At 54.3% G+C, this 24,088-nt stretch carries 22 protein-coding genes; 6 read left to right on the top strand and 16 right to left on the bottom strand.

Annotation, left to right across the window (positions count from 1 at the left end):
- Positions 1–7 precede the first annotated feature (7 nt).
- From hcaB to hcaE, 4 genes are read right to left on the bottom strand one after another with little or no spacing between them, the layout of a single operon-like run.
- The gene (gene hcaB / locus OGY06_RS11175; RefSeq protein ID WP_003835272.1) at positions 8–820 is read right to left on the bottom strand and encodes a 3-phenylpropionate-dihydrodiol/cinnamic acid-dihydrodiol dehydrogenase; all 813 of its coding nucleotides are present in this window, start codon (positions 818–820) and stop codon (positions 8–10) included.
- Positions 817–1,137 (bottom strand): 3-phenylpropionate/cinnamic acid dioxygenase ferredoxin subunit, encoded by a 321-nt coding sequence (gene hcaC / locus OGY06_RS11170; RefSeq protein ID WP_003835270.1) that lies wholly within the window; start codon positions 1,135–1,137, stop codon positions 817–819. The genes hcaB and hcaC overlap by 4 nt, the downstream gene beginning before the upstream one ends.
- Positions 1,137–1,655 carry a 3-phenylpropionate/cinnamic acid dioxygenase subunit beta gene (gene hcaF, locus OGY06_RS11165; protein WP_003835268.1) on the bottom strand — a complete coding sequence of 173 codons (519 nt, stop codon included), beginning with the start codon at positions 1,653–1,655 and terminating at the stop codon, positions 1,137–1,139. The genes hcaC and hcaF overlap by 1 nt, the downstream gene beginning before the upstream one ends.
- Positions 1,652–3,013 (bottom strand): 3-phenylpropionate/cinnamic acid dioxygenase subunit alpha, encoded by a 1,362-nt coding sequence (hcaE, locus tag OGY06_RS11160; RefSeq protein ID WP_003835267.1) that lies wholly within the window; start codon positions 3,011–3,013, stop codon positions 1,652–1,654. The genes hcaF and hcaE overlap by 4 nt, the downstream gene beginning before the upstream one ends.
- 135 nt (positions 3,014–3,148) lie before the next feature.
- Between hcaE and hcaR the strand changes: the two genes are divergently transcribed.
- Positions 3,149–4,030, top strand: coding sequence for a DNA-binding transcriptional regulator HcaR (gene hcaR / locus OGY06_RS11155; protein WP_003835264.1), 882 nt, complete (start codon positions 3,149–3,151; stop codon positions 4,028–4,030).
- Between the two features lie 4 nt (positions 4,031–4,034).
- On the opposite strand, the gene OGY06_RS11150 is transcribed toward hcaR, so the two are convergent.
- The 4 genes from OGY06_RS11150 to OGY06_RS11135 form a co-directional block, all read right to left on the bottom strand.
- Positions 4,035–5,117, bottom strand: coding sequence for a fimbrial protein (locus OGY06_RS11150; RefSeq protein WP_003835263.1), 1,083 nt, complete (start codon positions 5,115–5,117; stop codon positions 4,035–4,037).
- Complete coding sequence (locus OGY06_RS11145) at positions 5,108–7,603, bottom strand: fimbria/pilus outer membrane usher protein (RefSeq protein WP_240389433.1); 2,496 nt, start codon at positions 7,601–7,603, stop codon at positions 5,108–5,110. The genes OGY06_RS11150 and OGY06_RS11145 overlap by 10 nt, the downstream gene beginning before the upstream one ends.
- A gap of 42 nt (positions 7,604–7,645) precedes the next feature.
- Positions 7,646–8,338 (bottom strand): fimbrial biogenesis chaperone, encoded by a 693-nt coding sequence (locus tag OGY06_RS11140; RefSeq protein ID WP_003835261.1) that lies wholly within the window; start codon positions 8,336–8,338, stop codon positions 7,646–7,648.
- A gap of 83 nt (positions 8,339–8,421) precedes the next feature.
- The gene (locus tag OGY06_RS11135; RefSeq protein ID WP_003835260.1) at positions 8,422–9,000 is read right to left on the bottom strand and encodes a fimbrial protein; all 579 of its coding nucleotides are present in this window, start codon (positions 8,998–9,000) and stop codon (positions 8,422–8,424) included.
- Between the two features lie 493 nt (positions 9,001–9,493).
- On the opposite strand from OGY06_RS11135, the gene OGY06_RS11130 reads away from it, so the two are divergent.
- Positions 9,494–10,642 carry a 3-phenylpropionate MFS transporter gene (locus OGY06_RS11130; RefSeq protein ID WP_155848032.1) on the top strand — a complete coding sequence of 383 codons (1,149 nt, stop codon included), beginning with the start codon at positions 9,494–9,496 and terminating at the stop codon, positions 10,640–10,642.
- Here OGY06_RS11130 and csiE read toward each other — a convergent pair.
- The 7 genes from csiE to OGY06_RS11095 form a co-directional block, all read right to left on the bottom strand.
- Positions 10,637–11,914: a stationary phase inducible protein CsiE gene (gene csiE / locus OGY06_RS11125; protein WP_003835255.1), complete on the bottom strand. Its 1,278-nt coding sequence runs from the start codon at positions 11,912–11,914 to the stop codon at positions 10,637–10,639. The genes OGY06_RS11130 and csiE overlap by 6 nt on opposite strands.
- 883 nt (positions 11,915–12,797) lie before the next feature.
- A complete protein-coding gene (locus tag OGY06_RS11120) occupies positions 12,798–13,397 on the bottom strand; it encodes a KpsF/GutQ family sugar-phosphate isomerase (RefSeq protein ID WP_286605316.1) in 600 nt (199 codons plus the stop codon).
- Positions 13,394–15,031, bottom strand: coding sequence for an FGGY-family carbohydrate kinase (locus OGY06_RS11115; RefSeq protein ID WP_003835250.1), 1,638 nt, complete (start codon positions 15,029–15,031; stop codon positions 13,394–13,396). Before OGY06_RS11115 ends, OGY06_RS11120 begins: the two co-directional genes overlap by 4 nt.
- Before the next feature lie 17 nt (positions 15,032–15,048).
- Positions 15,049–16,002: an ABC transporter permease gene (locus tag OGY06_RS11110; protein ID WP_164562536.1), complete on the bottom strand. Its 954-nt coding sequence runs from the start codon at positions 16,000–16,002 to the stop codon at positions 15,049–15,051.
- 1 nt (position 16,003) lies between these two features.
- Positions 16,004–16,993 (bottom strand): ABC transporter permease, encoded by a 990-nt coding sequence (locus OGY06_RS11105; protein WP_003835246.1) that lies wholly within the window; start codon positions 16,991–16,993, stop codon positions 16,004–16,006.
- Entirely contained in the window at positions 16,986–18,494 is a 1,509-nt protein-coding gene (locus tag OGY06_RS11100) for a sugar ABC transporter ATP-binding protein (protein ID WP_003835243.1), read from the bottom strand. Before OGY06_RS11100 ends, OGY06_RS11105 begins: the two co-directional genes overlap by 8 nt.
- A 103-nt stretch (positions 18,495–18,597) precedes the next feature.
- Entirely contained in the window at positions 18,598–19,581 is a 984-nt protein-coding gene (locus OGY06_RS11095) for an autoinducer 2 ABC transporter substrate-binding protein (RefSeq protein ID WP_003037665.1), read from the bottom strand.
- A gap of 420 nt (positions 19,582–20,001) precedes the next feature.
- On the opposite strand from OGY06_RS11095, the gene OGY06_RS11090 reads away from it, so the two are divergent.
- A complete protein-coding gene (locus tag OGY06_RS11090; protein WP_003835241.1) occupies positions 20,002–20,640 on the top strand; it encodes a DUF1007 family protein in 639 nt (212 codons plus the stop codon).
- Positions 20,631–21,611 carry a nickel/cobalt transporter gene (locus OGY06_RS11085; RefSeq protein WP_191222285.1) on the top strand — a complete coding sequence of 327 codons (981 nt, stop codon included), beginning with the start codon at positions 20,631–20,633 and terminating at the stop codon, positions 21,609–21,611. The genes OGY06_RS11090 and OGY06_RS11085 overlap by 10 nt, the downstream gene beginning before the upstream one ends.
- Positions 21,612–21,714: 103 nt before the next feature.
- Here the strand turns inward: OGY06_RS11085 and suhB are convergent, their stop codons facing one another.
- Positions 21,715–22,518, bottom strand: a complete 804-nt coding sequence (suhB, locus tag OGY06_RS11080; RefSeq protein ID WP_003835237.1) for an inositol-1-monophosphatase — start codon at positions 22,516–22,518, stop codon at positions 21,715–21,717.
- Positions 22,519–22,636: 118 nt separating this feature from the next.
- On the opposite strand from suhB, the gene trmJ reads away from it, so the two are divergent.
- Both trmJ and iscR read left to right on the top strand, forming a co-directional pair.
- Positions 22,637–23,368: a tRNA (cytosine(32)/uridine(32)-2'-O)-methyltransferase TrmJ gene (gene trmJ, locus OGY06_RS11075; RefSeq protein WP_003835235.1), complete on the top strand. Its 732-nt coding sequence runs from the start codon at positions 22,637–22,639 to the stop codon at positions 23,366–23,368.
- 192 nt (positions 23,369–23,560) lie between these two features.
- Entirely contained in the window at positions 23,561–24,052 is a 492-nt protein-coding gene (gene iscR / locus OGY06_RS11070; protein ID WP_003037674.1) for a Fe-S cluster assembly transcriptional regulator IscR, read from the top strand.
- Positions 24,053–24,088: the final 36 nt, after the last annotated feature.

The following is a 24,088-nucleotide window of genomic DNA, read 5'->3' as shown; positions in this document are numbered from 1 at the left end:
CGCCTCCTCAGAGATCCAGTCCGGCGGTGACGTGACGAATACCGCGAATACCCAGACCGGCGTCGGCATTGATCATCACGCCGCTCAATGTGCGGTTGTTACGCTTTGACGCCAGCATCACATACGGGCCGGTAAAATCCGCCGGCTCCGGGAAAAACTGTAGTGGCAAAATAGCGGCGATTTTTTCCGGCGTCAGCGACTGCATAATCGATGTATCGTTTTGTCCCAGCGCCTGCGGGCCGCGTAGATCTGTCGCCATACCGCATGGACCGACACCGTTAACACGAACCTTTGGTGCCAGCTCGTATGCCAGCTGGCGAATCAGCCCGGTAGCCGCATGTTTGCTGGCGGTATACAGCGGGCCGCCGCCGCCGGGATACCACGACGCATTGGACAGGGTAAAGATGATGCTGCCTTCGCTGGCGATAAGTGCAGGGGCACAGGCTTTTGCGCCCAGCAGATAGCCCAGCACGTTGACGTTAAACAGCTCATGAAAGCCGCTCTCCAGCGCATCCGCAGGCGTATTGACCAACGAGGCGTTGTGATCCCATATCCCCGCATTTCCGATAAAACAGTCCAGCGTACCGTAATGCGTCAGGATTTGATCTACCGCGCGCTGATAGTCGGTGTAGCAGGTGACGTTGCCTTCGATTGCCAGCACATGTTCGCCAAAGTGCTGACGCAGGCTGGCAACTTTAGCTGGCGACAGCTCCAGCGTGGCGACCCGCGCACCTTCTTCGATGAAACGCTCGACCAGCGCCAGGCCAAGACCGGAGCCGCCGCCGGTGATAAAGACCACGTTATCGCGTAAATCGCTCATCTTGCGTCCTCTGGAATATCAACAAACACATCGCTACCGTCCACATATACTGCGTAGGTGGTTAGCGGATCGGTGGCGGGTAGACACAACGCCTTGCCGGTTCTCAGGCAAAAACTGGCGGCATGCAGCGGGCATTCCACCGTAGCGTCGTCTTCCAGATAGCCTTCCGACATCGAGGCGTTACCGTGGCTACAGCGATCGTTAATGGCATAGAACTCGCCGCCAACGTTGAACAGCGCGATGACGGGCGAAGTATCAAGCCGGAGCGCTTCACCCTCCGGCAAATCCCCTACGGGGCAGGCATAAACACGACTCATCAGAACAGTACACTCAGGTTATGGGAGGTGATCACCGCTTGATCCAGCACGATCTCACGCTCCAGTAAGCGCCACTCATCGCCCGGCAAACGGCGCACTTTGTCTATGCGCATGCCGACGTAAAAGGTTTCATCGCGCTCTTTTTGCGCGCGATACAGCAGATAATTAAGGCGCACGGCAAAGACGTCGGGAACTCCAGTTTCACTGACCTGGCAGTTGCTGATCAGGTGCCGGGTACGCGACGGTGGCTCTTCCGCCCAGGCCATGCCGGTTTCCAGACGCGCGATACGACGTTCGAGCTGGTCTTTGTTGTCGTTGAAAATCCAGGTGGTCGGCGGCTGCACGCCTTTGCGACGATCGCGCGTCTGGGCATTGACCGTCGTACGCATGGTGTAGCGAATGTCTTCATCCAGTTGTGCCAGCCAGTCACGAAACTTCCAGTCATCCAGCAGGCTGGCTTCATGGTAGAGATACTGTGTAATGCGGTGGTGTAGTTCCTGAGAAACTAAGGTGCTCATTTCATCACCTCCTGCTGGTAAGCTGCGGTTTTCTCCTGCACTTCCTGCCAGCTTTCGCTGCTGAGCAAATCAGCCCAGCGCTGATACATGCCGCGCGCGGCGGTTTCCGAAAAGATGTAGTTGGTGATCCCCGGAATGCCGTCTTCACGACGTTTCTCCTGGCCAAGCCCCATTTCCAGACACAACCTGGTGTTGCGTGCGCGATGACCCTTCAACAGTTTTTGTATTTCACACCAGTTTTCCGAGTCGTCCTGCTCCAGGAATCCGGCGGGGCCAAAAGCCCGCGTTGCGCTGTTTTCAAACGCGGCTTTCACTTCATCAGAGGCGGCTTTATCGGTAATACAGAATGCCCACACTTCAACTTGATCCGGCCCGCGCGGATGCCAGACCCTTAAGGTGGCAGTACCGTTGAGCCAGGAAAGCGTTGGGAAAATGTTGTTGTGACCGGCCAGACGCAGGGCGCGAACTTTACCCAGACGCTGCTCGGCTTCCGCGTAGGTGTCACGGTAGTAGCTGGAGACTTCGCCGTCGACCCAGACATTGGCATCAGGATTTTCGGTAAAGAAAAATCCGCTACCGTGCCCATCCTGACCGAACTGTAGTGCGTCTTTGGCGGTTTCCCACACCGGGCGGGCGGTTTGTCCGTCTCCCAGGCGTTTATCGCTGCCGTCGTCTTTTGCCCCCAGCACCTGCACGGCCGAGGCATGGCTGAACAGCGCGTGATACTGGTCGCTGGCAAACTGTTCGGCGGGGAATTTCCAGTTACAATCGATGGTCCACTTCTGTACACCACCGACGATTTCGGTGCCGCCTTCACGACGATCCAGCACGCCGTCGAGATACCAGGCGATGTCGCCGAGATAATCGCGCAGCGCAGGCGCGGAGGTATCCCAGTTGCCGAAAATCAGTCCCTTGTAGCTCTCTACGCCAGGAACTTCGTTCAGCCCCCAGTGCGATTTGCACAGCCCTTGTGGGTAGGCGCGTGGCTCCAGCGGCACGTCGATCAGCTCGCCGTTAATGCCGTACGACCAGCCGTGATAAGGGCAGGTGAAGGCGCGGGTATTGCCACAGTCGGCGTAGCTGACACGCATTGCGCGGTGGCGACACTGGTTGAGAAACGCTTTGATGGTGCCGTCTTTCTGGCGAACCACCACAACTGCATCCTCGCCCATGTAGGTGTTAAAAAAATCACCGGGTTTGGGGATTTGGCTTTCGTGGGCGAGAAATAGCCAGCAACGTCCGAAGATGCGTTCCAGCTCCAGTTGGTAAATTTCAGGGTCGGTATAAATTCGTGGGGTAACGCGACCGTTTTGCGTGTCGATCAGTTGGTAGATGTCTAAATTTGAGGGTGTGGTCATATTTTTTAATCCTGAAAGCTAAGATGTATTGACCTTCTTTTTTTGTACCTTAAGGATGTTGCTGGTTAGTTATCAATCTGTGAAATAGTAAATTTCTACCAGTTGAGACATTTTTTCGATAACAAGGAGAAGGGCATGGAACTGAGGCACTTACGCTATTTCGTAGCGGTGGCGCAGGCGCTGAATTTCACCCGAGCGGCAGAAAAGCTGCATACCTCTCAGCCGTCGTTAAGCAGCCAGATCCGCGATCTGGAAACGTGCGTGGGTGTTCCGTTGCTGGTGCGGGATAAACGAAAAGTTGCGCTGACGGCGGCGGGTGAGTGCTTTTTACAAGATGCGCTGGCGATCCTCGAACAGGCGGAAAACGCCAAAGTTCGTGCTCGTAAAACGGTGCAGGAAGATAATCATTTCGCCATCGGTTTTGTCCCTTCCGCAGAGGTAAATCTGCTGCCGAAGGTGCTGCCTTTGTTTCGTTTAAAACAGCCTGATACGCACATTGAGCTGGTGAGTCTGATCACCACTGAACAGGAAGAGAAGATCCTGAGTGGAGAGCTGGATGTGGGCTTAATGCGCCACCCGGTGTACAGCCCGGATCTCGATTATCTGGAGCTGATTCATGAGCCGTTAGTAGTGGTTTTACCGGTGAATCATCCGTTAGCGAATGAGCAAGCAATCTCCGCAGAACAACTACACGGCGTGAATTTTGTCAGTACCGATCCGGCCTACTCCGGCGCGTTAGCGATGATTGTCAAAAACTGGTTTCAGCGACAAAAAAGCCAGCCCAACATTGTGCAGGTGGCAACCAACATTCTGGTGACCATGAACCTGGTCGGCATGGGGCTGGGGGTGACTTTGATACCCGGTTATATGAATAATTTTAATACCGGACAGGTGGTTTTCCGTCCTATTGTTGGCGATGTTCCGACCATTGCGCTGTTGATGGCGTGGAAAAAAGGCGAGCTAAAGCCCGCCCTGCAGCATTTTATCGAACTGGCTCAGCGCCAGCCGATGTTGTGAGCCATTATTTCACGAGAACGGTGATGGTTGCGGTACCGCTAAATTTCCCCGGCGCGGGCGTGCCGCCGAGCATATTAATCGGCCAGGCTTCCAGGTTGATTACTCCCTTGCCGGAAGGATCGATATTGATCAATCCATTTGTGAACGGGACATTGACATGGGTCCCGTCGATACGGGCCATTCTCACACCGATGTCCGGGACGTTATTGGCTTCCTGGCGGCGGGCGACTAACGTGTACTGCTCAATCACATCATCAGCATCAATCCTCATTTCCATGCTATTTTTGATGGTTGAGGTATCACCGCAGTCATAGTGAATGTCAAAATTGACCGGTGTATAGCCGTCCGGCATCTGGTCCTTGGTGGTGAAACGGTTGGCGTTGATAAAACCGAGATCGACCTGAATCACGTCGCCCTGGTTGATTTTACAATCCTGGGGCACGGTGATGCTCCCCTGGATGCGCAGTTCGGCGATATCTTCCATGCTGCTCACCGATGGTGGGGTGGACGAACTGGTCCATCCGGCCTGTACTGAGGCGACCAGGGTGTCTGGAATTACCAGTTCCCCCAGGAAGGGTTTGGTGACGTACAGCGTAAAACGGGTGCTCGCGCCAATGGTTACCGGCGCGGCGCGGATCTCCGCTGGGTCAGCCGTGCACACGCTACCTTTGCTGCTGCTGGGGCTGTAAGAGCCACTTTCCTGGATAGGTTTAGTGTTCAGCGGCGTGACCGCCGTCTTCCCAGGAATGTCATCAACTTCAGTTTTAATATCCAGATTATCATTCAACTGGTAAAAGCCGCTGAGTTTACCGTTTTTAGATAGCGCGCTGGTGACCGTATAGTACAACGCCACTTTGCTACCCGCGCTACAGCTGCAATCGATTTGATAAGCATTGCCTGAGAGCGGCGTTGGCAGTTCCAGCGAGGTTCCCGCGACGTTCTGTGCTTGCGTCCAGTCGCTGGCTATATTGACGTTAAAGCTTCCCGTCGCGGAGCAGGCCCCGTTCACCGCGTAGACCGGGGTGATAGGTAGCGCCAGTAGCACGGCGGTAATCCCATTTTTCATCCACAGACTCTTTATTGACATAGCGCGTTCCCATTTTGTATTGCGGTGTTGCGAGCAGAATCTTCCGGCAGGCTGAAGGTAAACTGGCACTGTTGATCTGGCTGATTACCCCAGCGCACGGACCAGATCTGCGGCTGGCTGTTTACACCAGTGATATACAGCACGCCACCTTCATCGACGATGCTCTGCTGCGTCTGACTGCTGGCGATGGCGCCGAAGGGCAGTGCTTTTCCGCGCGCATCGGTGAGTTTCAGCAGTACGCGGTAGCCGGTCCGGGCAATAAAGTGTGCCGTTACGGCGGCACCGCGATTAGGCACTACGGTGCGCACCGTTTCGGTGACGTCGACGTTATCCGGCATCATTGTGGTATCGAGAGAGATGGCGTTTTCCTGATACGCGGTCAGATAGGGGATCACGGCATAGCCAAAATAGTCGGTGGCGATGCCGGGGTAATTTTTCACCCGGATCCCTGCCGCGCCGTTGGCGTCAATCAGCGCAAAGGCATTGCCCAGCGACTGCGACAGGGTCACGCCGTGACGATGGGCGACAATACCACCTGAGAGACCGTAGCTCAGTTGGCGGTTATCGCTGCTGTAGTCGTAACCGGCATTCACGGTGCCGTAGGCAGAACGGTAGCTGCCGTACAGACTGCTGCTGCCCGGATCGCCGCCTTCGCTTTGCCGTTGTTTCAGGTTATAAGTCAGCCGACGGTCTTCCAGCAGCGAGCCATTGATGCCCACTTCGTGCTGAGTAGCGCGATCGCGCTGGTCAGTGGTGCGCCAGGTTGCCTGCGCATGCGACAGCCAGCGATCCAACGGCACGCTCAGGCTGAGCGACAGCGTACGGTCGTTGTCGCTGTCATGTGAGTCGGTAAACTGGCCGCTGAGGTTATAGCTCACGCCCCACAGATTGCCGTTCAGGCCAATGGACAGGTTTTTATCCTGCTGCTCGCGATCCCAGTACTCCTGCTGCGAGCCAGAGGCGTAGAAACTGATACCAGAAAACAACGTCTGGCTGACAGTGAACTGAGCTTCATTGCGCAGGTGATCGCCGCCGTTGATACCCTTCTGGTTGGCGTCGGAGAAGTTGAAATAACCGCTGCTGGTGTAGCGGTAGTAGCTTAGCGACACGCTGGTGCCGCTTTCCGGTAGGTCTTTGATGTACTGGGTGCGCCAGCTGTAGCCATGATAGCTTTCATCATTATCAAGCTGAGTGTCCGCGCGGCTGACGTCCATCGATACTGCTCCCAGAACGCCAAGCGTAGAGCCGAGGCCCAGCGCCAGCGCTCGGTAGTCCTGCGAGGCGTTCAGGCCGCCGTAAAGCGTGAACGCGTTGTTCAGACCATAGCTGGCGGTGCTTTCAAGGAACTCCGGCTCGTGGCTATCCTGCGAGCTGGCAGCGCGAAAGCGCCCCGCGGTGACGCTGTATTTTAGATATCCCGGTCTTTGCATCTGCGGCAGCGCGGAGAACGGCTGGACGAAATGACGTATGCTGCCGTCGGCTTCTTCGATAGTGACGTCTAAGTCGCCGCTGAACGCCGAAGGGTAGAGATCGTTGATTTCAAAAGCCCCCGCCGGAACGTTGCTTTGATACAGGATGTAGCCGTTTTGCCGTACCGTAACGATAGCGCTGGAGTTGGCGATGCCGCGAATGGTCGGCGCAAAACCGCGCTGGCTGTTGGGTAGCATGGTTTCATCAGAGTACAGCCGCACGCCGGTAAACTGATAGCTGGAGAACACCGTGCCTTCGGTGGCGCTCTCGCCTATCACCAGCTGCGATTTCAGGCTTTTGATATCCCGTTGTAGCCAGCTATTAATGCTATCCCAACGCGTGTCATTATCGCTGTGCGCCCAGGTCGAGTAATTGCGTAGTCGCCAGGGGCCGATGTTGGCGCCATTTTGCATATTCAGATACTGGCGCCGATCGCTGTCGTTGTCGTACTGGTTTTGCGAACCGCTAAAGTTGTAGTTGGTGAACAAAACCGGCATCCCGTCGTCCCAGCGAGCAGGATCTACATAGCCGCGGGCGTCACGGTAAAGGGCCATCTGCGGCACGCTGAGATTCAGTCGGCTGTGGTTGATATCAAACTGTGAGATGCTGCCGGGAATCGCCTGCGTCAGGTCGGCAACCGTCGTGGCGTTGTCCTGCTCCGCCAACTGTGGATAGTTGTCGATTTTAAAGCCCAGTTCACGCAATTGCCCGAGGGTGAACTGAGGAATCAACTGGTGTTCTTTACCTGCAACGAACGGCAGCTTACGCTGGCCGGTTTTCTTGTTGTTAATATAAATATCAACAATATATTCGCCGGGAAGCTGGGCGTTATTCTGCGAAAATACCGCCAGATCCACCGCCTGTTGGCCGCTTTTCTCCGTTTCCAGAAGGGTTGGATCAAAGTAGAAGTCACCGGCCCAGGCATGGCCGGAGGCCAGGCATCCGCTGGCGATTGCGCAGTGCAACCAGAAGGCAAGTGGCTTCACGGTTGATAAATTCGGCGTTCTTTGCGTCATATCGCTTGTCATTCCCTGAGAGCTATCATCGTGAGGCGCGGCTTATTGCAGCGTCTGGGTTTCTGTTTTGGTGGTACCGCCATAGTCGTTGATCGCGGCCCACTGCACCGTTTTCCCTGCGGCGGCGGGGACCGCCAGCCGTTTATGCTCGCCGGGAGCGATGTAATCGATTTTATTCGTGAGATCGGTTTTCCCTAGCGCAAGACCGGCGAATACGACGTGATAAGCCGATGGGTTATATATATCTAACTCATTATTGCTATATTTATATTCAAGAGATTTATAAGCGTCGTAAGGCTTGCCGACTAAATTTGTCGGGCGATAAAATAGTTTTATTCGTGTTTTAAATACCAGCGTTAGCGTATTATTATTCGCATCGGTGGTTTGGTTTTTGGCAGGAATAGCGCGCACATTAATAAAGAACAACGATTCTTTATCGTTAGCAATGTTTTCAGATGATTTTATAATTCGTAATGATGAATCGTTATCAGCATCGAGGCGAAAAAGCGGCGGCGTAATAATAAAGGGGCCTCGTGCGGTTCCCTGTGCATTGTCGACCCACGACTGCAATAAATAAGGCAGACCTTCACTGCGGTTAGCCACCGGCAGCGCGGCCTCTTTTTTCCCAGCATCGTAGATGACACGGGTTCTCTGTAGCACAATACCGCCAGCGAGGCTTTGGCTGACCCAACTGCCCAGCACCAATGCCAAAGCGAGCGCGGTGTTTTTTTTCATCGCTGTAATCCTTAACCTGATGTCAAAAAACGTCTCTTTCCATCTCAGCGGGAAGAAGGGATGGAAAGAGACGGTATACGGGATTAGCGGTAGTCGATGGTGACGTCAACGCTGGCGTTGGCTTCGCCTGGGGAGATCTCTTTAGAATCTACAGTGGAGACGTAATAGGCTTGTAGCCCTACGATAGTGGTGCCATCGGCTTCCGGGGCAAAGCTGATTTTTGAATCAGCCGCGGGCAGCTTATTCAGCACCATCGTTGCGTTGTCGCTGGCTCTTGCGATACGGATGCCCACGCCGGTTGCGGCGGTATCCATGCTGCTAACGGCGACCAGATCGTCGTGATCGGCTACGGTGCCGCCAGCGCGCGTTTCCAGCCACAGTTGGAACGAGTTGTCCGTTGTGCCATCAACGTGCTCCCACGGGGTGGCTGGGCAGTTTTCCAACGGAATATTAACCGGAATCGCCGGGCTGGTATCACCGACAGTTTTAAACTGCGCGGCGGCGTAATGACCCAGTTCCACGTTGATGACGTCACCATCGGCGAATTCACAGGTGCTGGTTAGAATTTCACCCGTAAATTCAATTTTACCGTCCGTCGCCCATGCGCTTCCCGCAGAAAGCGCCAGCAAGCTAACCGCTATAGATTTTGCAATTTTGTTCATTAAAGTCCCTCTTATTTGATAAACCTGTTAGCAATTAAATTAATGAAAAGACAAAGATCAAAATTAATTGCTGGGCAATGGTATTCGATATGCGCTGGCAGTCATATTAATAAGCGAGATTTTCAGATTATATTTATTAAAAATGAACGAGCTAACTGCTATTACATTTAAATAATTTTAAATTGGTGGGGAGTCAAAATATTGTAATCACGAATATTGGCTGTTAAGTGATATACTTGTGATGATATTAAGGCTTTTGTTATTCATCTGAGTATTTTTCGCAAAATCCATTCAATTCCTTGCATTACTGTTTATTCATCCCAGCATGTTCTCTGCTGTAAAATCATACAGATGTAAACGATTGCGGATGCGGATGACCAATCGTGTTGGTTAAAGGTGATGTTTGTCACAATTATTTCGTAAATGTGAACGGTAGTACTCTTCAGAATGTGGTTTGAGTCATTAGACTAGGGCTTCCAAAACAGGAGGACCCATGGCTTTGCATTCCACGCGCTGGCTGGCGCTCGGTTATTTCACCTATTTCTTTAGCTACGGTATCTTTCTGCCTTTCTGGAGCGTCTGGCTCGAAGGGTTAGGGCTGACGCCGGAAACCATCGGTTTACTGCTGGGCGCGGGGCTGATTGCCCGTTTTCTCGGTAGTTTGCTGATTGCGCCGCGTGTGAGCGATCCCTCCCGGCTGATCTCAGCGTTACGTATTCTGGCTCTGTTGACGCTGGTGTTTGCGCTGGCCTTCTGGGCGGGAACCAACGTGGCGTGGCTGATGGTGGTGATGATCGGCTTTAACCTTTTTTTCTCACCGCTGGTACCGCTGACCGACGCGCTGGCCAACACCTGGCAGAAACAAATCACCATGGATTACGGTCGGGTGCGACTATGGGGATCGGTAGCCTTTGTGATCGGCTCCGCGCTGACCGGCAAACTGGTGAGCCTGTTTGACTATCGGGTGATCCTGGTCCTGCTATCGCTTGGCGTCGCCTCGATGCTGCTGGGCATGATGATTCGCCCGAGCGTGCAGCCAGCGGGTGAAAACCGTCAGCAGGAGAGTGCGGGATGGCCCGCCTGGTGCGCGCTGATAACCCAGAGCTGGCGTTTTCTTGCTTGCGTGAGTCTGCTACAGGGGGCGCATGCTGCGTATTATGGTTTCAGCGCCATCTATTGGCAGTCTGCTGGATATTCCGCTTCGGCGGTGGGCTATTTATGGTCACTAGGTGTGGTGGCGGAGGTGATTATTTTCGCGCTTAGTCACAAGCTGTTCCGTCGCTTTAGCGCCCGCGATCTGCTGCTGCTTTCCGCCGTTTGCGGGGTGGCGCGTTGGGGATTGATGGGCTGGAGCACCGAGCTGCCGTGGCTGATCGTGGTGCAAATCCTCCATTGCGGAACCTTTACCGTCTGCCACCTGGCGGCAATGCGTTATATCGCGGCACGCCAGGGGAGCGAAGTTATTCGTTTGCAGGCGGTGTATTCCGCGATAGCGATGGGCGGCAGTATCGCCATCATGACCGTATTCGCGGGCTATCTGTACCAGAATCTGGGCAGCGGCGTGTTCTGGGTGATGGCGCTGGTGGCGCTCCCGGCAATCGTTCTGCGCCCGAAGGTGGTCGCGCAGCCTGCAACGTTATGATTCGAGAATTTTGCGGATCTGCTGCTGCTGATGCGGCGTAAGCGCCAGATCCGCATGAATCAACGGGGGTGAAAATAGCGGTAGTGGCGTGGTGTACGGCGTAATAATCAGCGTTACACCGCGCGGAGCACCCTCTTTTTGAAAGTCCTGCATCGGCATATGTTTTACGTTGAGCGGCAGCAGCGTCAGTTCGCGTAGCTGTTGCTCTATATGCACTTCAAGTTGTTCATTACTACCGGTCAGCAGGATTATCTGCTTTTCGTGTAAATCCTTCTCCTGCATCAGCCAGGCGCCGAAAATAACGGCCACCAGCCCGATCTCTTCTTCGGAAAATTGCACATCGTATTCGGCCTCGAAGCCGTGAATCGCCTCGCGGGTAGTACGAACCAGCCGGGGATAAAGGCGGCTGAACTCCTCCGGCAGCGTGTTATCAATGCCGATGGCAAACACGCTGCGGTTCAGTGCCTGAGCCAGGTGGATATACAACTGGTCATTCAGCCCTTGCTCATCGCTGAAGCGCACATTGCCATACTCGCGAAAACGTAGCACCAGCCGTGCAATAGCAAGACGCAGGCGGCGATCCTGATGGTGATTATCGCGAATCGGGTCGGGGATACGAAGCATTGAGAACAGCAACGCCATAAACAGCGATTCGCCCAGTGGTGCACTCTGCATGACGTGGCGCTGCCAGTGACGGCCAATTTCCTCTGCGAGCGGATATTCCGCGCAGGATTGCGCCCAGCGTTGCTGGAGTGGGTTAAACTCCGGGGTGATCCCCGCGTGGTGCTGTAGCAGGCAATACTGTAAATACAGACGCAGGAACTGGATGTCACGACACTCAAACGGTTTCTGCAAGCGCCGGGAACACAGATTAATGAGCGCATGCAGATTGGTGTCGTCATACAGCGTACGTGCGATCCCCCTTTGTTTAAGTTCTGCTTTTAACGCCGGGGTAAACTGCTGAGCGATAAAGGCAGGGCAAATCCGCAGGCCACGGCGCAGCCACTGCAACAGACACAGACGTTGATTTAGCGGGGTTCCTTCGATCGTATAGCCACCATTCTGCGCGGTGGCTATCGCGAGCCGGTGATAGCGCTGGATTTCGAGTCCTGCGCCAATAATATCTTCCTGAACCGTGGCATCATCGACGCCGTTGAGGCTGCTGAAGGTTTGTGTAGTCGCGATTTGCCCCGGCAGGAAAAGCGTCAGCAGCACCTGGCAACGGCGCTGGGGAGCGGAAAGTACAGATGGTGGGGCAAGCGTTGACATCATCTGTAGGATCTCCCGTGAGTATGTTTGATAAGAATAGCTAAAGTTTGCTCATAGATTTTGAGAATGGAATGCTTTCCACCAGGAATGCTGGAGAGCGTCACAGAATTTTTAACGTGCGGAACAGATAGCGGTAGTGGAACGCAGCGCGTTAATCCGCTTTTTCACTGTTTTATCTTTTGTTTAGATATGCCAGAGATGTACTGCATGTCATGTTAAACATGATGGAGAATATTTTATTCCGCTATGGGGTTCCGTTCACCCCAGCGTTATCACTTCTCTGAATCAGAGATACCCGTGAACGTGCAAGGGAGGCTCACCGCCGCCTCCCTTGCATCCCAGGCTCCCGGCGGGAAAATCGTCGCGATGCGATTCATTCGTCTTATGCCGTCTGCCTGTCGGGTCGGGGACGAGCCTGCGTCCCTGCAGGCCGTCCCCTCTGCCCGCATCCATGCGGGCAGACCCGGTCAGCCGTCAACGACTCATCGATTTTCAGCCGGACCGGGGTCATCGCTTCAACGCTCTGACTTCCAGTGAAACCCGTTTTGCTGTTTAAACAAAAAACGCAGATGGTCAGGTGTGGGTTGGTCCGGCTGAAAATTGCCGACGTGTTTCCGTAAGGCCGGGAGAGCCAGCATGGATGCTGGCTCAGGGCGCGCTTTGCAAGGACGCTACCTCGCGCCCGGCCCGGTAGCCTGGAGGAATAAGCGGAGGGTATTGCGTAGCAACAATTTTCCCGCGGGGAGCCGGGATTGTTAAGGGTACGGCGATAGTACCCTTAACACGTTCACAGGCAGTATCGTTTCAGAGAAGTGAAAAACATAAGGTGAACGTAGCAATATACCGGAGGCAACAGATTCATTACCTCCGAAACAGCTGTCTGGCGTTACTTACCACGGCTCAGCGTTAATCCCACATCACCACCTGGATGCACAGACAACAGCGTCTCCTTTGAGTAACCGCTTTCGCTCATCAGGCAGGCACAGGCGGCGTCAAAGATAGCCAGCACCAGTAAAATAGAGGTGGTGGCTAACATGTTCAGCGGGTCGGCCTCACGCTGGACGCCGGTGGAAATCACCAATCTCGACGCTTTAGCAATGGCTGAATCGGCGTTTTCAGTCACGCTCAGAATCGGCACATTTCGCGCATTCAACCCGGGCAACAGCCGGGTGAGTTCGTCCGAATTCCCCCCACGCGACAGCATAATCACCAGGTCGTTGTCGCGTAAAAAACCGAGATCGCCATGCGCCGCGTCCGTCGTGTTGAGGTAGATCGCCGGGCGTTCCACGCACGCAAGCATATGCGCAACTTTACGCGCCGCAATGCCGGAGGTACCGACGCCAGTGACAACGATTTTGCCCCGGCAACCGCGCAGCTCCGCCATTAGCGACTGCCAGAGCGGTTCAGTCAGATGCTGCCCCAGACCCGCCAGGGCATCGCTATAGAGCTGAAATACGCCGGTAGCCTGAGACCAGGAGTTACTCATGCTTCCTCCTGCATCAACTGGCGATATTTCATATGATCCTGATACATCTCGTGGAATACCCGATATTTGCGATCGTAGTACTGCTTAATGCGATTTGTTTGCGGGGTAACCGTTTTACCAATCCGACTCATCGCCGACATCGCTTCCGGGAAGGTTTCGAATACGCCCGCGGCGATAGTTCCCATCATGGCGCCACCCAGCAGCATGGCCTCGCTCTCTTCAGGCAGCAGCATGGCGCAGCCGGTGGCGTTGGCATGTTCCTGAACGAAGATCGGGTTTTTCGTCCCGCCGCCGCTGGCCATTATCGTATCGATGGTGTAGCCGCTTTGATTCATCGTTTCAATGATATGGCGGGTTCCCAGCGCAATGGCCTGGATGGTCGCAAGGTACTGTAGCGCCATATCTTCCGGCGTACGTGACAGCTTCAGTCCGGTGATTGCGCCCGTGAGCGTTGGGTTAGCGCGCGGCGAGCGGTTGCCGTGGAAATAGGGCAGGATGTGCATGTCGCGGGTTAAAAACGCGATATCTTCCGGCTCACCGGCCATTTTACGCAACAGCGCATTCAGCACTTCGTAAATGGTTTGCCCCTGAGATTTAGCCTGCGCCAGCAGGGTTTCGTAGCAAGGATGCGACTGAATAACGTGGTCGATTAACGCCCCGGTTGCCGACTGCCCACCTTCGTTAAGCCAGTATTCTGGCAGTACGGCTGAGTAGTAAGGACCCCAGACGCCGCCGATAAAACGTGGCTCTTTGGAAATTGCCATGTGTCCGGTAGAGGTGCCGCCAATCAGCGCGATACGACGGTCAAAATCCGCCACCTCGCCGGAAACACCGCTTGCCCCGAGCGTGCCGAGGGTACCGGCGTGGGCATCGATGATCGAGACGCTGACAGCTGTCCCCGGAATCAGCCCCATTTCGCTGGCGGCGCGCGCAGACAGCCCGTGACCGAGCGGTTCGCCCATGGTTTTCACGTAGCGACCAATTTTGGCAGCATCATGCTCCAGCAAATCTTCCAGCCCAATCTGGCGGAAATAGCTGGCATCCCATTTGTCTTCATGGCCCATATAGGTCCATTTACACACCGTCGAACACAATGAGCGCGTGTCATCGCCCGTTGCGCGCCAGGTCAGGAAATCGGGCAGGTCAAAATAGTAGCCCGCATTAGCCCATGTATTGGGCATATGCTGCTTCAGCCACAGCAGTTTTGGCGTCTGCATTTCCGGGGAGATAATGCCGCCAACGTAGTCCAGCACCCGATGATGCAGGGCGTTGATGCGCTCGGCCTGAGTAATGGCACGGTGATCCATCCACACAATGATGTTCTGTTCGCTGCGCCCGGACGGGCTGATGGTCAGCGGTTTACCTTCTTTGTCCAGCACCACCAGTGAACAGGTCGCGTCAAAGCCCAGACCTTTCACCTGGATAGGGTTGATATCCGACTGGTTAATCGCATCGCGAACCGCGTTACACACCGCCTGCCAGATGTTATCGGAAGACTGCTCAACAAAATCAGCCTGCGGGCGGTAAATCTCGATGGCCCGACTGGCCTGACCGACCATTCTGCCGTTGAGATCAAACACGCCAGCACGGGCGCTTCCGGTTCCGACATCCACACCAATAAAGTAACTTGCCATAATTTTTTCTCCTGAAATCAGGCTTTACGATTCTGTAATGCGATAAAGAGGATCAGCACCGCGCCCCACAGCGCCATCGTCAGATAGCTGCTGACCCCCAGCAAGTTAAGGCCGCTTTCCAGCATTTGCAGCACAATCAGTGCCAGCACCAGGCCGATAATGCGCCCGAAGCCGCCATCCGGGTTGATACCGCCGAGGACGGAGGCAAGGATGGTGACCAGCAGGTAGGATTCACCGTATCCGGCTTTAGCTGAGTTGAATTTCGCCATCATCAAAATGGCGGCGACCCAGCCGAGCAGGGCAGAAATCACGTACACCGAAATTTGTACCCGTACGGTATTCACGCCGCTGTAGCGGGTAGCCTGTTCATTGGAACCAACGAGATACAGGCTGCGCCCAAGCGTGGTGTGTTCCAGCAGTACCCACAGCAGGATTGCCACCAGGAAAAAGAGCAGTAGCGCCACCGGAACACCGGCAATCGTGGCGTTACCAAGGTACTGAATGGCGGTCGGAAAACCGGAAATCACCGTCCCGTTGGAAAGCAGAATATTCAGCCCGGAGATAAGCGTCATCGTGCCGAGCGTGGCGAGAATAGGCGAAACCCCGACCCAGGCAATCAGCGCACCGTTGAGCGTGCCGATAGCCACCGCCACGGCAGCGCCAGCCAGCAGCGCCAGCACCAGAAACAGCGGGTTATCCGGATGGGTGACGATAATCGCCGCCATCACCAGCGAGCAGGCGTTCGCCCCGGCAATAATCGACAAGTTAATGCCGCCGGTCAGCATGGTCATGCCCATCCCGAGGGCCAGCATGCCGAGGATTGGTAGCTGTGAGCCAATCGACTGGAAGTTAGCGACGCTAAAGAAACGGCTGCCGAGCAGGGCCGAGAAGACCAGGGCGACGACCACAATAATCACGCATTGCAGACGAATGATGGCATCACCGGGTAAATATCTGGCGATTGTTTTCATCTCAAAGCTCCCTTGCCAGTTTGCGTTTTTCGTTCCAGGCCGTGGCGCTAATGCTGACCAGGATAATGGCGCCGCTGAACACGGTGTGCCAGTAAGAGGAGACACTGAGCAGCGTCAGGCCATTTTGTAAGAAGGCCAGCAGAACCACGCCGAGCAGGGTTCCGGTCAACGTACCGCGCCCGCCGCTCATGCTGGTTCCGCCGAGTACTACTGCTGCCAGCACCGTCAGCTCAAAGCCGAGCAGCGAATTGGGCGCAACTGACTGGGTGATTTGTGCCTGAACCACGGCGGCAATGCCTGCCAGAATGCCCATGTAGCCATAGACGTAAAAATGCAGCTTCAGCAGATTCAGCCCAAGGCGCGAGGCCGCGTCGCGGTTGCCGCCCATGGCGTAAACCTGACGACCAAGACGGGTATAGTTCATCAGCACGGCGGTAAAGATGATCACCGCCGCCAGGCACAGCAGGGGCAGGGTCAAACCGTAGTCGTAGCCATCCGCCGCGGTGAACGAGAACCAGTTAATGCCGTTCATAAACCAGTCCGGGAAGCCATACAGCCAGGTGCCTTTGGTGGCGTAAACCAGCAGGCCGTAGTAGACGTTCAGCGTCGCGATGGTAATGATGATTGCCGGGACGCGCAGCCAGTAGACCAGAAAACCGTTGATCAGCCCCAGCAGCAGGCCTACCGCAATGGCAATGATTAACGCCAGCGCGAAGTTGCCGCCGTGACCGATAACCCAACTGGCCATTGCATACTGGGCTATCGCGGTCATCGCCGGAAATGAGATATCGATCCCGCCGGAAATCAGCACCACAAACAGTCCACAGGCCAGGATGCCGAGAATCGCGTAGCTGGTGGCCACATCCGTCAGGTTCCCCAAAGACAGGAACTCGTCGGTGCTGACGCTCAGCCCAACGGCAAGGGCTACAACCAGCAGGCCCAGCCAGAACTCATGTTGCCCGATTAAACGGGAGAGATGCATCTTATTCATTGATTACCTCGACCACTTCAGCAATCTCCTCTTCACGGCATTGATGAGGATTAAATTCTGCCACCAGCTTGCCGCGACGCATTACCAGCACGCGGTGGCTGTTGTAATACGCTTCCGGGATTTCATCGCAAATCATCAGCACCGCCATACCCTGTTCCGCCAAATCGCGGGCTATCTGGTAAATGCCCTCTTTGTTGGCGATATCCACGCCGACGGTAGGCGAGTCGAGGATCAGGATGCGGGGATTGGTCGCCACCCATTTGGCAATGGCGATACGCTGGGCATTACCGCCGGAAAGGGTTTTGACCGGCATGTGCGGATCGGACACTTTGATATTCAGTTCGCGGATTAAATCGGCGACCAGCTTTTGCGCTTTACGATGATCGAGCAGGCCGCTACCGGTGTGCAGTTGATCAAACACCGTGACGATGGTGTTGTCATAGATCGACTGCTCCATGATCAGCCCCTGCGTCAGGCGATCTTCTGAGACATAGCCGATCCCGTGTTGGATGGCGTCATGGTTATTGCGCAGAGTAACCGGCTGACCGTTAATGCGAATCTCGCCGCTTTCCGGGTGCGTCATACCAAACAGGCTCAGACAAAGCTCAGTGCGCCCGGCACCCAGCAGACCAACAATGGAGACGATCTCGCCGCCGTGCAGCGACAGATTAATGTTCTGGTATTTACCTCTGCGGCTGAGATTGCGCAGCTCAAGCAGCGGCTCTTGCTCAATCGCGGGCCTTTCCGGCAACGGACTGTAGTGGAAGCGTTGTCCGGTCATCAGGAAGGCCAGCTCGTGGCTGTCGAGTTCGCTGGCAGGGTATGTGCCCACCAGTTTACCGTCGCGCATTACGCTGATGCGGTCAGCCACTTCCATCACCTCATCCAGACGATGGCTGACAAACACGACGCAAATTCCGGCCGCTTTCAGTTCATTAACTACCCGCAGCAGGCCATTAACCTCCTGGCGGGTTAGCGAGGCGGTGGGCTCGTCCATAATCACCAGACGCGCATCGGCGGCAATCGCCCGGCAAATGGCGACCAGCTGTCGATCCGCAATTGAGAGTTTTTCAACTTTTTTATCGGGATCGATATTCACCCCAATACGTTTCATGGCTGCCAGCGCCTGCTGCTTCATGGCGCCACGACGCACCCAGATATCGCCACCCGGCAGATAGCGGTTGACCGCGATATTTTCTGCGACGCTAAAGTTGGGGAACAACGACAGGTCCTGATAAATAACCTGAATGCCATAATGGGAAGAGAGCTGCGGCGTCAGATGATGGAACAGTTTTCCGTCGAGTAAAATCTGCGCGCCTTTTTCCGGATGATAAACCCCGGAGATCACTTTAATAATGGTACTTTTACCACAGCCGTTTTGACCCGCCAGACAGTGAACTTCGCCTTTTCTCAGCGTCAGATTCACGTTATCCAGCGCCAGCACGCCCGGGAATTGTTTGCTGATATTCTCAAGAGTGATAAATGCGGTGGTGTCTGCCATGGACAATACCCCTGCGCGCGTCCGGGGGGACGCTGAGTGTTAGTTTGGTTGATAGCGCCGACCAGACGGTCGGCGTTAAGGTTCCCTGGTGTTGGCTAAAGCCTTAGAAACCAAGTGATTGTGCGTTGTCTTTGGTGACTTCGAGGATCTTGTTAAAGCGGATCACTTTCTTCTCCGTGTCGATATCGGCTTTCCCTAAACCATCGATACTCAGATCGGCGTTCACTTCTTTGCCCTGCAACAGCTGATCGGCAACGGTGACCAGCGCGTAGCCCGCGTCTTTTGGATCCCACAGCAGCGCTTTTTTGATATCACCGCGCATCAGATAAGGCGCCGCCTGTGCTGGCATGGCGATCCCGACGACGGCGATCTTGTCTTTGGCGCGTTTTTTCTGCACAGCCTGACCCGCACCGATTGGACCCAGTGAACCGAAGCCGATAATGCCCTTCATCTGCGGGTAGGTTTTCATCAGATCCAGCGTTGTGGCGTAGGATTTATCGATGCTTTCCGCGACCGGCAGACGTGAAGTGACCTCGAACATTTCCGGATATTTTTCTTTCTGGTACTTAATTGCATAATCCGCCCACGCGTTATGTAGTGGGACCGTCAGCGAACCAACATAGATGGCATACCCACCTTTGCCGCCCATATTTTTCGCTAACTCATCGACGTTGGCCTGGGCGTATTTTTCACTGTCGATGGTTTCGATATCCCACTGGCCAATTTGCTCATCCGGGGATTCGTGCGTCAGCACCACGATGCCTTTATCGCGCGCTTTTTTCAGTACCGGCTCAAGGACCTTGGCATCATTCGGCACCACGATGATCGCATTAACGTTTTTGGCGATCAGATCCTCAATCACTTTCACCTGCTGCGCCGGGTCCGGCGTTGAAGGCCCGGTCTGGTAAGCATTCACATCCAGTTTTTTTGCTGCTTCATTTACGCCGGTTTCCATCCGGTTAAACCATGGGATCCCGGTGACTTTGGCAACCACAGCAATTTCATATTTTTCCGCCGCAAAGGACGTGCCGGACAACATGCATGCAGAAACCAGGGTTGCACTGAGTAATGCGAGTTTGAATTTCATAGTTGTACCTTTCGTAGGGGGCAGGACATGTCACGGCGTGAAGTTAACAATGAATGGAAGAGGGAATGAATCATAAGTTTGGTAAATGTGATATACGCCCATTATTGTGAATTTATAGAAATAAAATGGTTAATAATTGGTTAAATTTGAATAGTTTTACATTCAGGTTTTCAAATTAAGTGTTAATTAAATATTAAAATGAAACCATCAATTAACATTTTGTTATCATTTGACTTAAGTTTTGACGCCTAAAAGGTGTTTGGGGGGAATTTCCCGAAGAAGAAATTATCGAAATTGAGAACTGAATCGATACCGGAAAAGGGTGCTCAATATTTTTTCGTTCAATGGTATCCTCAGCACACTTTCGCCAAACCCGGCATCATTATTTGTGGCGGTGTAGATTTTCATCGTGGAGAACTCATGCAAGGCGTTAAACGTATCATTATCACGTTGTTTCTCGCTGTCCTGTCCTTTGGCGCAGGCGCGCATCCCCACAGCTTTATCCATCTGAAAACTGAGATAGTGAGCGAGAATGACCAGTTCGTCGCGCTGAAAATGCGCTGGACGATGGATGAAATTACCTCGGCGGATCTGCTTTACGATGCGGGGAATGCCAAACCTGGTGATGAGATCTGGAAGAAACTGGCGGCGGAAGTGATGGCCAACGTTCTCGGGCAGCACTATTTCACCGAAGTGTGGCACGACGGGAAAAAGGTAAAGTTTAAAAACAGACCGACGGAATATGGCATGGAGCGTGAGGAACATCAGGCGGTGCTGACGTTCGTTCTACCTCTGGCCGAAGCTCAGCCGCTGAGTGGTCAAAAATATACCCTTTCAACCTTCGACCCGACCTACTACGTTGATATGAGCTATGACAAAGACAGCGACGTCAGGCTGGGGCAGGCCATAAGCCAGAAATGCCGTATTTCAGTACATACGCCGACGCCCAATGAACAAACGCTGAGCTTTGCGCAGTCGCTGGATAAAGAAGACGCCCCGCCGGAGGATATGGAGTTGGGTAAACAATTTGCACAGACGGTGACGCTGCAATGTCAGTAGTTTATCAACAACGCGCAGCCAGACGTCGCTGGCTGACGCTATGGCCGCTGGCTGTCTTTTTGCTGTTGGCGGCAGGCGGCATACTGTGGTTATGGCAGGCCTGGCCACAGGTGATGATGAAAAGTGTCGTCTGGCAGCGCGATGTTAACCAACAGATGAGTGGGTTGCTGAAAGCGGTTGCCGCCAGTCCGACCCAGGCCGGGGGATCGCTGTTGTTGTTTAGTTTTCTCTACGGCGTTCTTCATGCGCTGGGGCCGGGACATGGAAAGATCGTCATTGCTACCTGGCTGGCAACGCATCCCTCGAAGCTGAAGTCGAGTATTGGTCTGACGCTGGCCTCATCTTTATTACAGGGGCTGGTCGCCATCGGACTGGTGGTTGTGGTGCTTACCATCTTGCAGTTGCCTGCACGACAGCTACATATGAGTAGTTTCTGGCTGGAGAAAGGGAGTTATGCTCTGGTTGGCGTGTTGGGTGTTTTATTGTGCGTCCGTGCGCTGAAGAAATTGCGCCAGCTGCTGCGCCGTCCAAAATTCACTGCCTTCACGCCGCATCATGTGCATCACGAGGGTTGCGGCTGCGGGCATCAGCATTTGCCCGATCCTGAACAGCTGCAAAGTGGTGATGACTGGCGTGCCCGGTTGATGATCGTGCTGTCTATGGGGATGCGCCCGTGCTCGGGGGCCATTATGGTTTTACTGTTCAGCAAAGTGGTTGGCGTGTTTAGCTGGGGTATGGCGTCGGCGCTGGCGATGGCGGCAGGAACCTCTTTGACGATTACGTCACTGGCTCTGCTGGTACACAGTTTCCGCTCGCTGGCGGTGAAACTTAGCGGGCATAAAGCGCCGGTATTGTGGCGACAGATTGGCTGGACGACGCTGGCATTAGCCGGTGGTGCGGTGCTGATCGCTGCTGCGGTAGTGATGTGGATGAGTGCGGTGCCGGTAGGGCGAGGGATAAGACCGTTTTAGCACTGTTGTAGGATGAATGCCTGATGGCGCTTCGCTTATCAGGCCTACGGGGAACTTCCCTGGTAGGCCGGATAAGGCGCTAGCCGCCATCCGGCATCAACGATTAGCGCTTCAGCGCATCGCTCAGTTCGTCACGCATGTTAGCCAGCATGGCTTTCACTACGCGCGGGTTACCTGCAACGATGTTGCCGGTCGCCATGTAGTTATGACCACCGGTAAAGTCGCAAACCAGTGCGCCAGCTTCACGGGCAATCAGCTCACCTGCGGCGAAATCCCACGGGCGCAGGCCAATTTCGAAATAACCGTCAACGCGGGCTGCGGCAACGTAGGCCAGATCCAGCGCAGCAGAACCGGTGCGGCGGAAGTCCGCGCATTCGGTAAACATATTGCCAAGAATTTTCATGTAAGAAGCGGCGTGCTGTTTGGCTTTGAACGGGAAACCGGTGGCGATGATGGTACCATCCAGATCGCGGGCGGTGCTGCCACGCAGACGGTAGCCGTTCAGCTGTGCGCCCTGGCCACGGGTTGCGGTGAACAGTTCGTTACGCATTGGATCGTAAACAACGGCGACTTCAGTACGGCCTTTGATGCGTACTGCGATGGATACCGCGAAGTGCGGCAGACGTTTTACGAAGTTGGTGGTGCCATCCAGTGGATCGATAACCCATTGAACATCCAAATCTTCACCAACATGTTCACCGCTTTCTTCGGTGATGATGGTGTGCTGTGGGTAAGATTTGCGAATCGTTTCGATAATAATCGCTTCGGCGGCTTTATCGACGTTAGTCACGAAATCATTGCTGCCTTTCTGGCTGGTTTCTACAGAGTCTGGGGTTTCGTAGTGTTTGGCAATTACATTACCCGCCTTGCGCGCTGCGCGCACGGCGATGGTCAGCATCGGATGCATCGGTCTCTCTCACTGGATGTTAAAGAACGGGAAAACGGCGCAGAGTATAGCAGCGAGTTCGGAATATGTCTTCGTTTTATGATAATATGCCCGAATAATCTTTAGCCGAAGAAATACAATGCTGCAAAATATTCGAATCGTGCTGGTGGAAACCTCTCACACTGGCAACATGGGCTCTGTAGCCCGCGCAATGAAAACCATGGGTTTAACCAATCTGTGGCTGGTAAATCCACTGGTTAAACCGGACTCCCAGGCCATCGCCCTGGCAGCGGGTGCCAGTGATGTGATCGGCAGCGCGCAGATCGTCGATACGCTCGATGAAGCGCTGGCGGGCTGTAGCCTGGTGGTAGGCACCAGTGCTCGTTCCCGCACGCTGCCGTGGCCGATGCTGGATCCGCGTGAATGCGGTTTAAAAAGTGTCTCTGAGGCGACGAACTCGCCGGTGGCGCTGGTCTTTGGCCGCGAACGTGTTGGTTTGACCAACGAAGAGCTGCAGAAGTGCCATTATCACGTCGCCATTGCCGCGAACCCGGAATACAGTTCGCTCAACCTGGCGATGGCGGTGCAGGTCATCTCTTATGAAGTGCGCATGGCCTGGCTGGCGACGCAGGAAAGCGACAAGACCGTAGATTACGAAGAAGCAGAGTATCCGCTGGTCGATGATTTAGAGCGTTTTTACGGTCATCTGGAGCAAACGCTGCTGTCAACCGGGTTTATCCGTGAAGGGCACCCGGGGCAGGTGATGAATAAGCTGCGCCGTCTGTTTACCCGTGCGCGTCCAGAAAGCCAGGAGTTGAACATCCTGCGCGGGATTTTAGCTTCAATCGAGCAGCAGAATAAAAGCAAGTAACTGTACTAATGCCGGATAAGCGAAGCGCATCCGGCAAGTGAAAATGGCACTGAAGGTTAAATACCTGACTAAATTAGTCAAGTAAATAGTTGACTGATTTAGTCGGGAATGTCAGACTTGCCCCTGCTATGCAATACCCCCATTTTACAATAAAAAACCCCGGGCAGGGGCGAGTTTGAGGCTAAGTAAGACATGAGACTGACATCAAAAGGGCGTTATGCCGTGACCGCAATGTTGGACGTTGCGCTCAACTCCGAAACGGGCCCGGTACCGTTGGCTGATATTTCTGAACGTCAGGGAATTTCCCTGTCATATCTGGAGCAGCTGTTTTCCCGTTTGCGTAAAAACGGTCTGGTTTCCAGCGTACGTGGACCAGGCGGCGGGTATCTGCTGGGTAAAGATGCCGGCAGCATCGCAGTAGGCGAAGTGATTAGCGCTGTTGACGAGTCTGTAGATGCGACCCGTTGCCAGGGCAAAGGCGGTTGTCAGGGCGGCGATAAATGCCTGACCCACGCGCTGTGGCGCGATCTGAGCGATCGTCTGACCGGTTTCCTCAACAACATTACGTTGGGCGAACTGGTAAATAATCAGGAAGTCCTGGATGTGTCTGGTCGCCAGCATACCCATGACGCTCCACGCACTAATCGTGCTCAAGACGCGATCGACGTTAAGTTACGCGCATAATAAAAGTATTTTAGAATCAGGCCGGGGTGCTACACA

It is taken from the genome of Citrobacter sp. Cpo147, assembly GCF_030332405.1.
In the GTDB taxonomy this organism is placed as follows: Bacteria; Pseudomonadota; Gammaproteobacteria; order Enterobacterales; family Enterobacteriaceae; genus Citrobacter; species Citrobacter portucalensis.
This window is presented reverse-complemented; position numbering and strand designations above follow the sequence as displayed.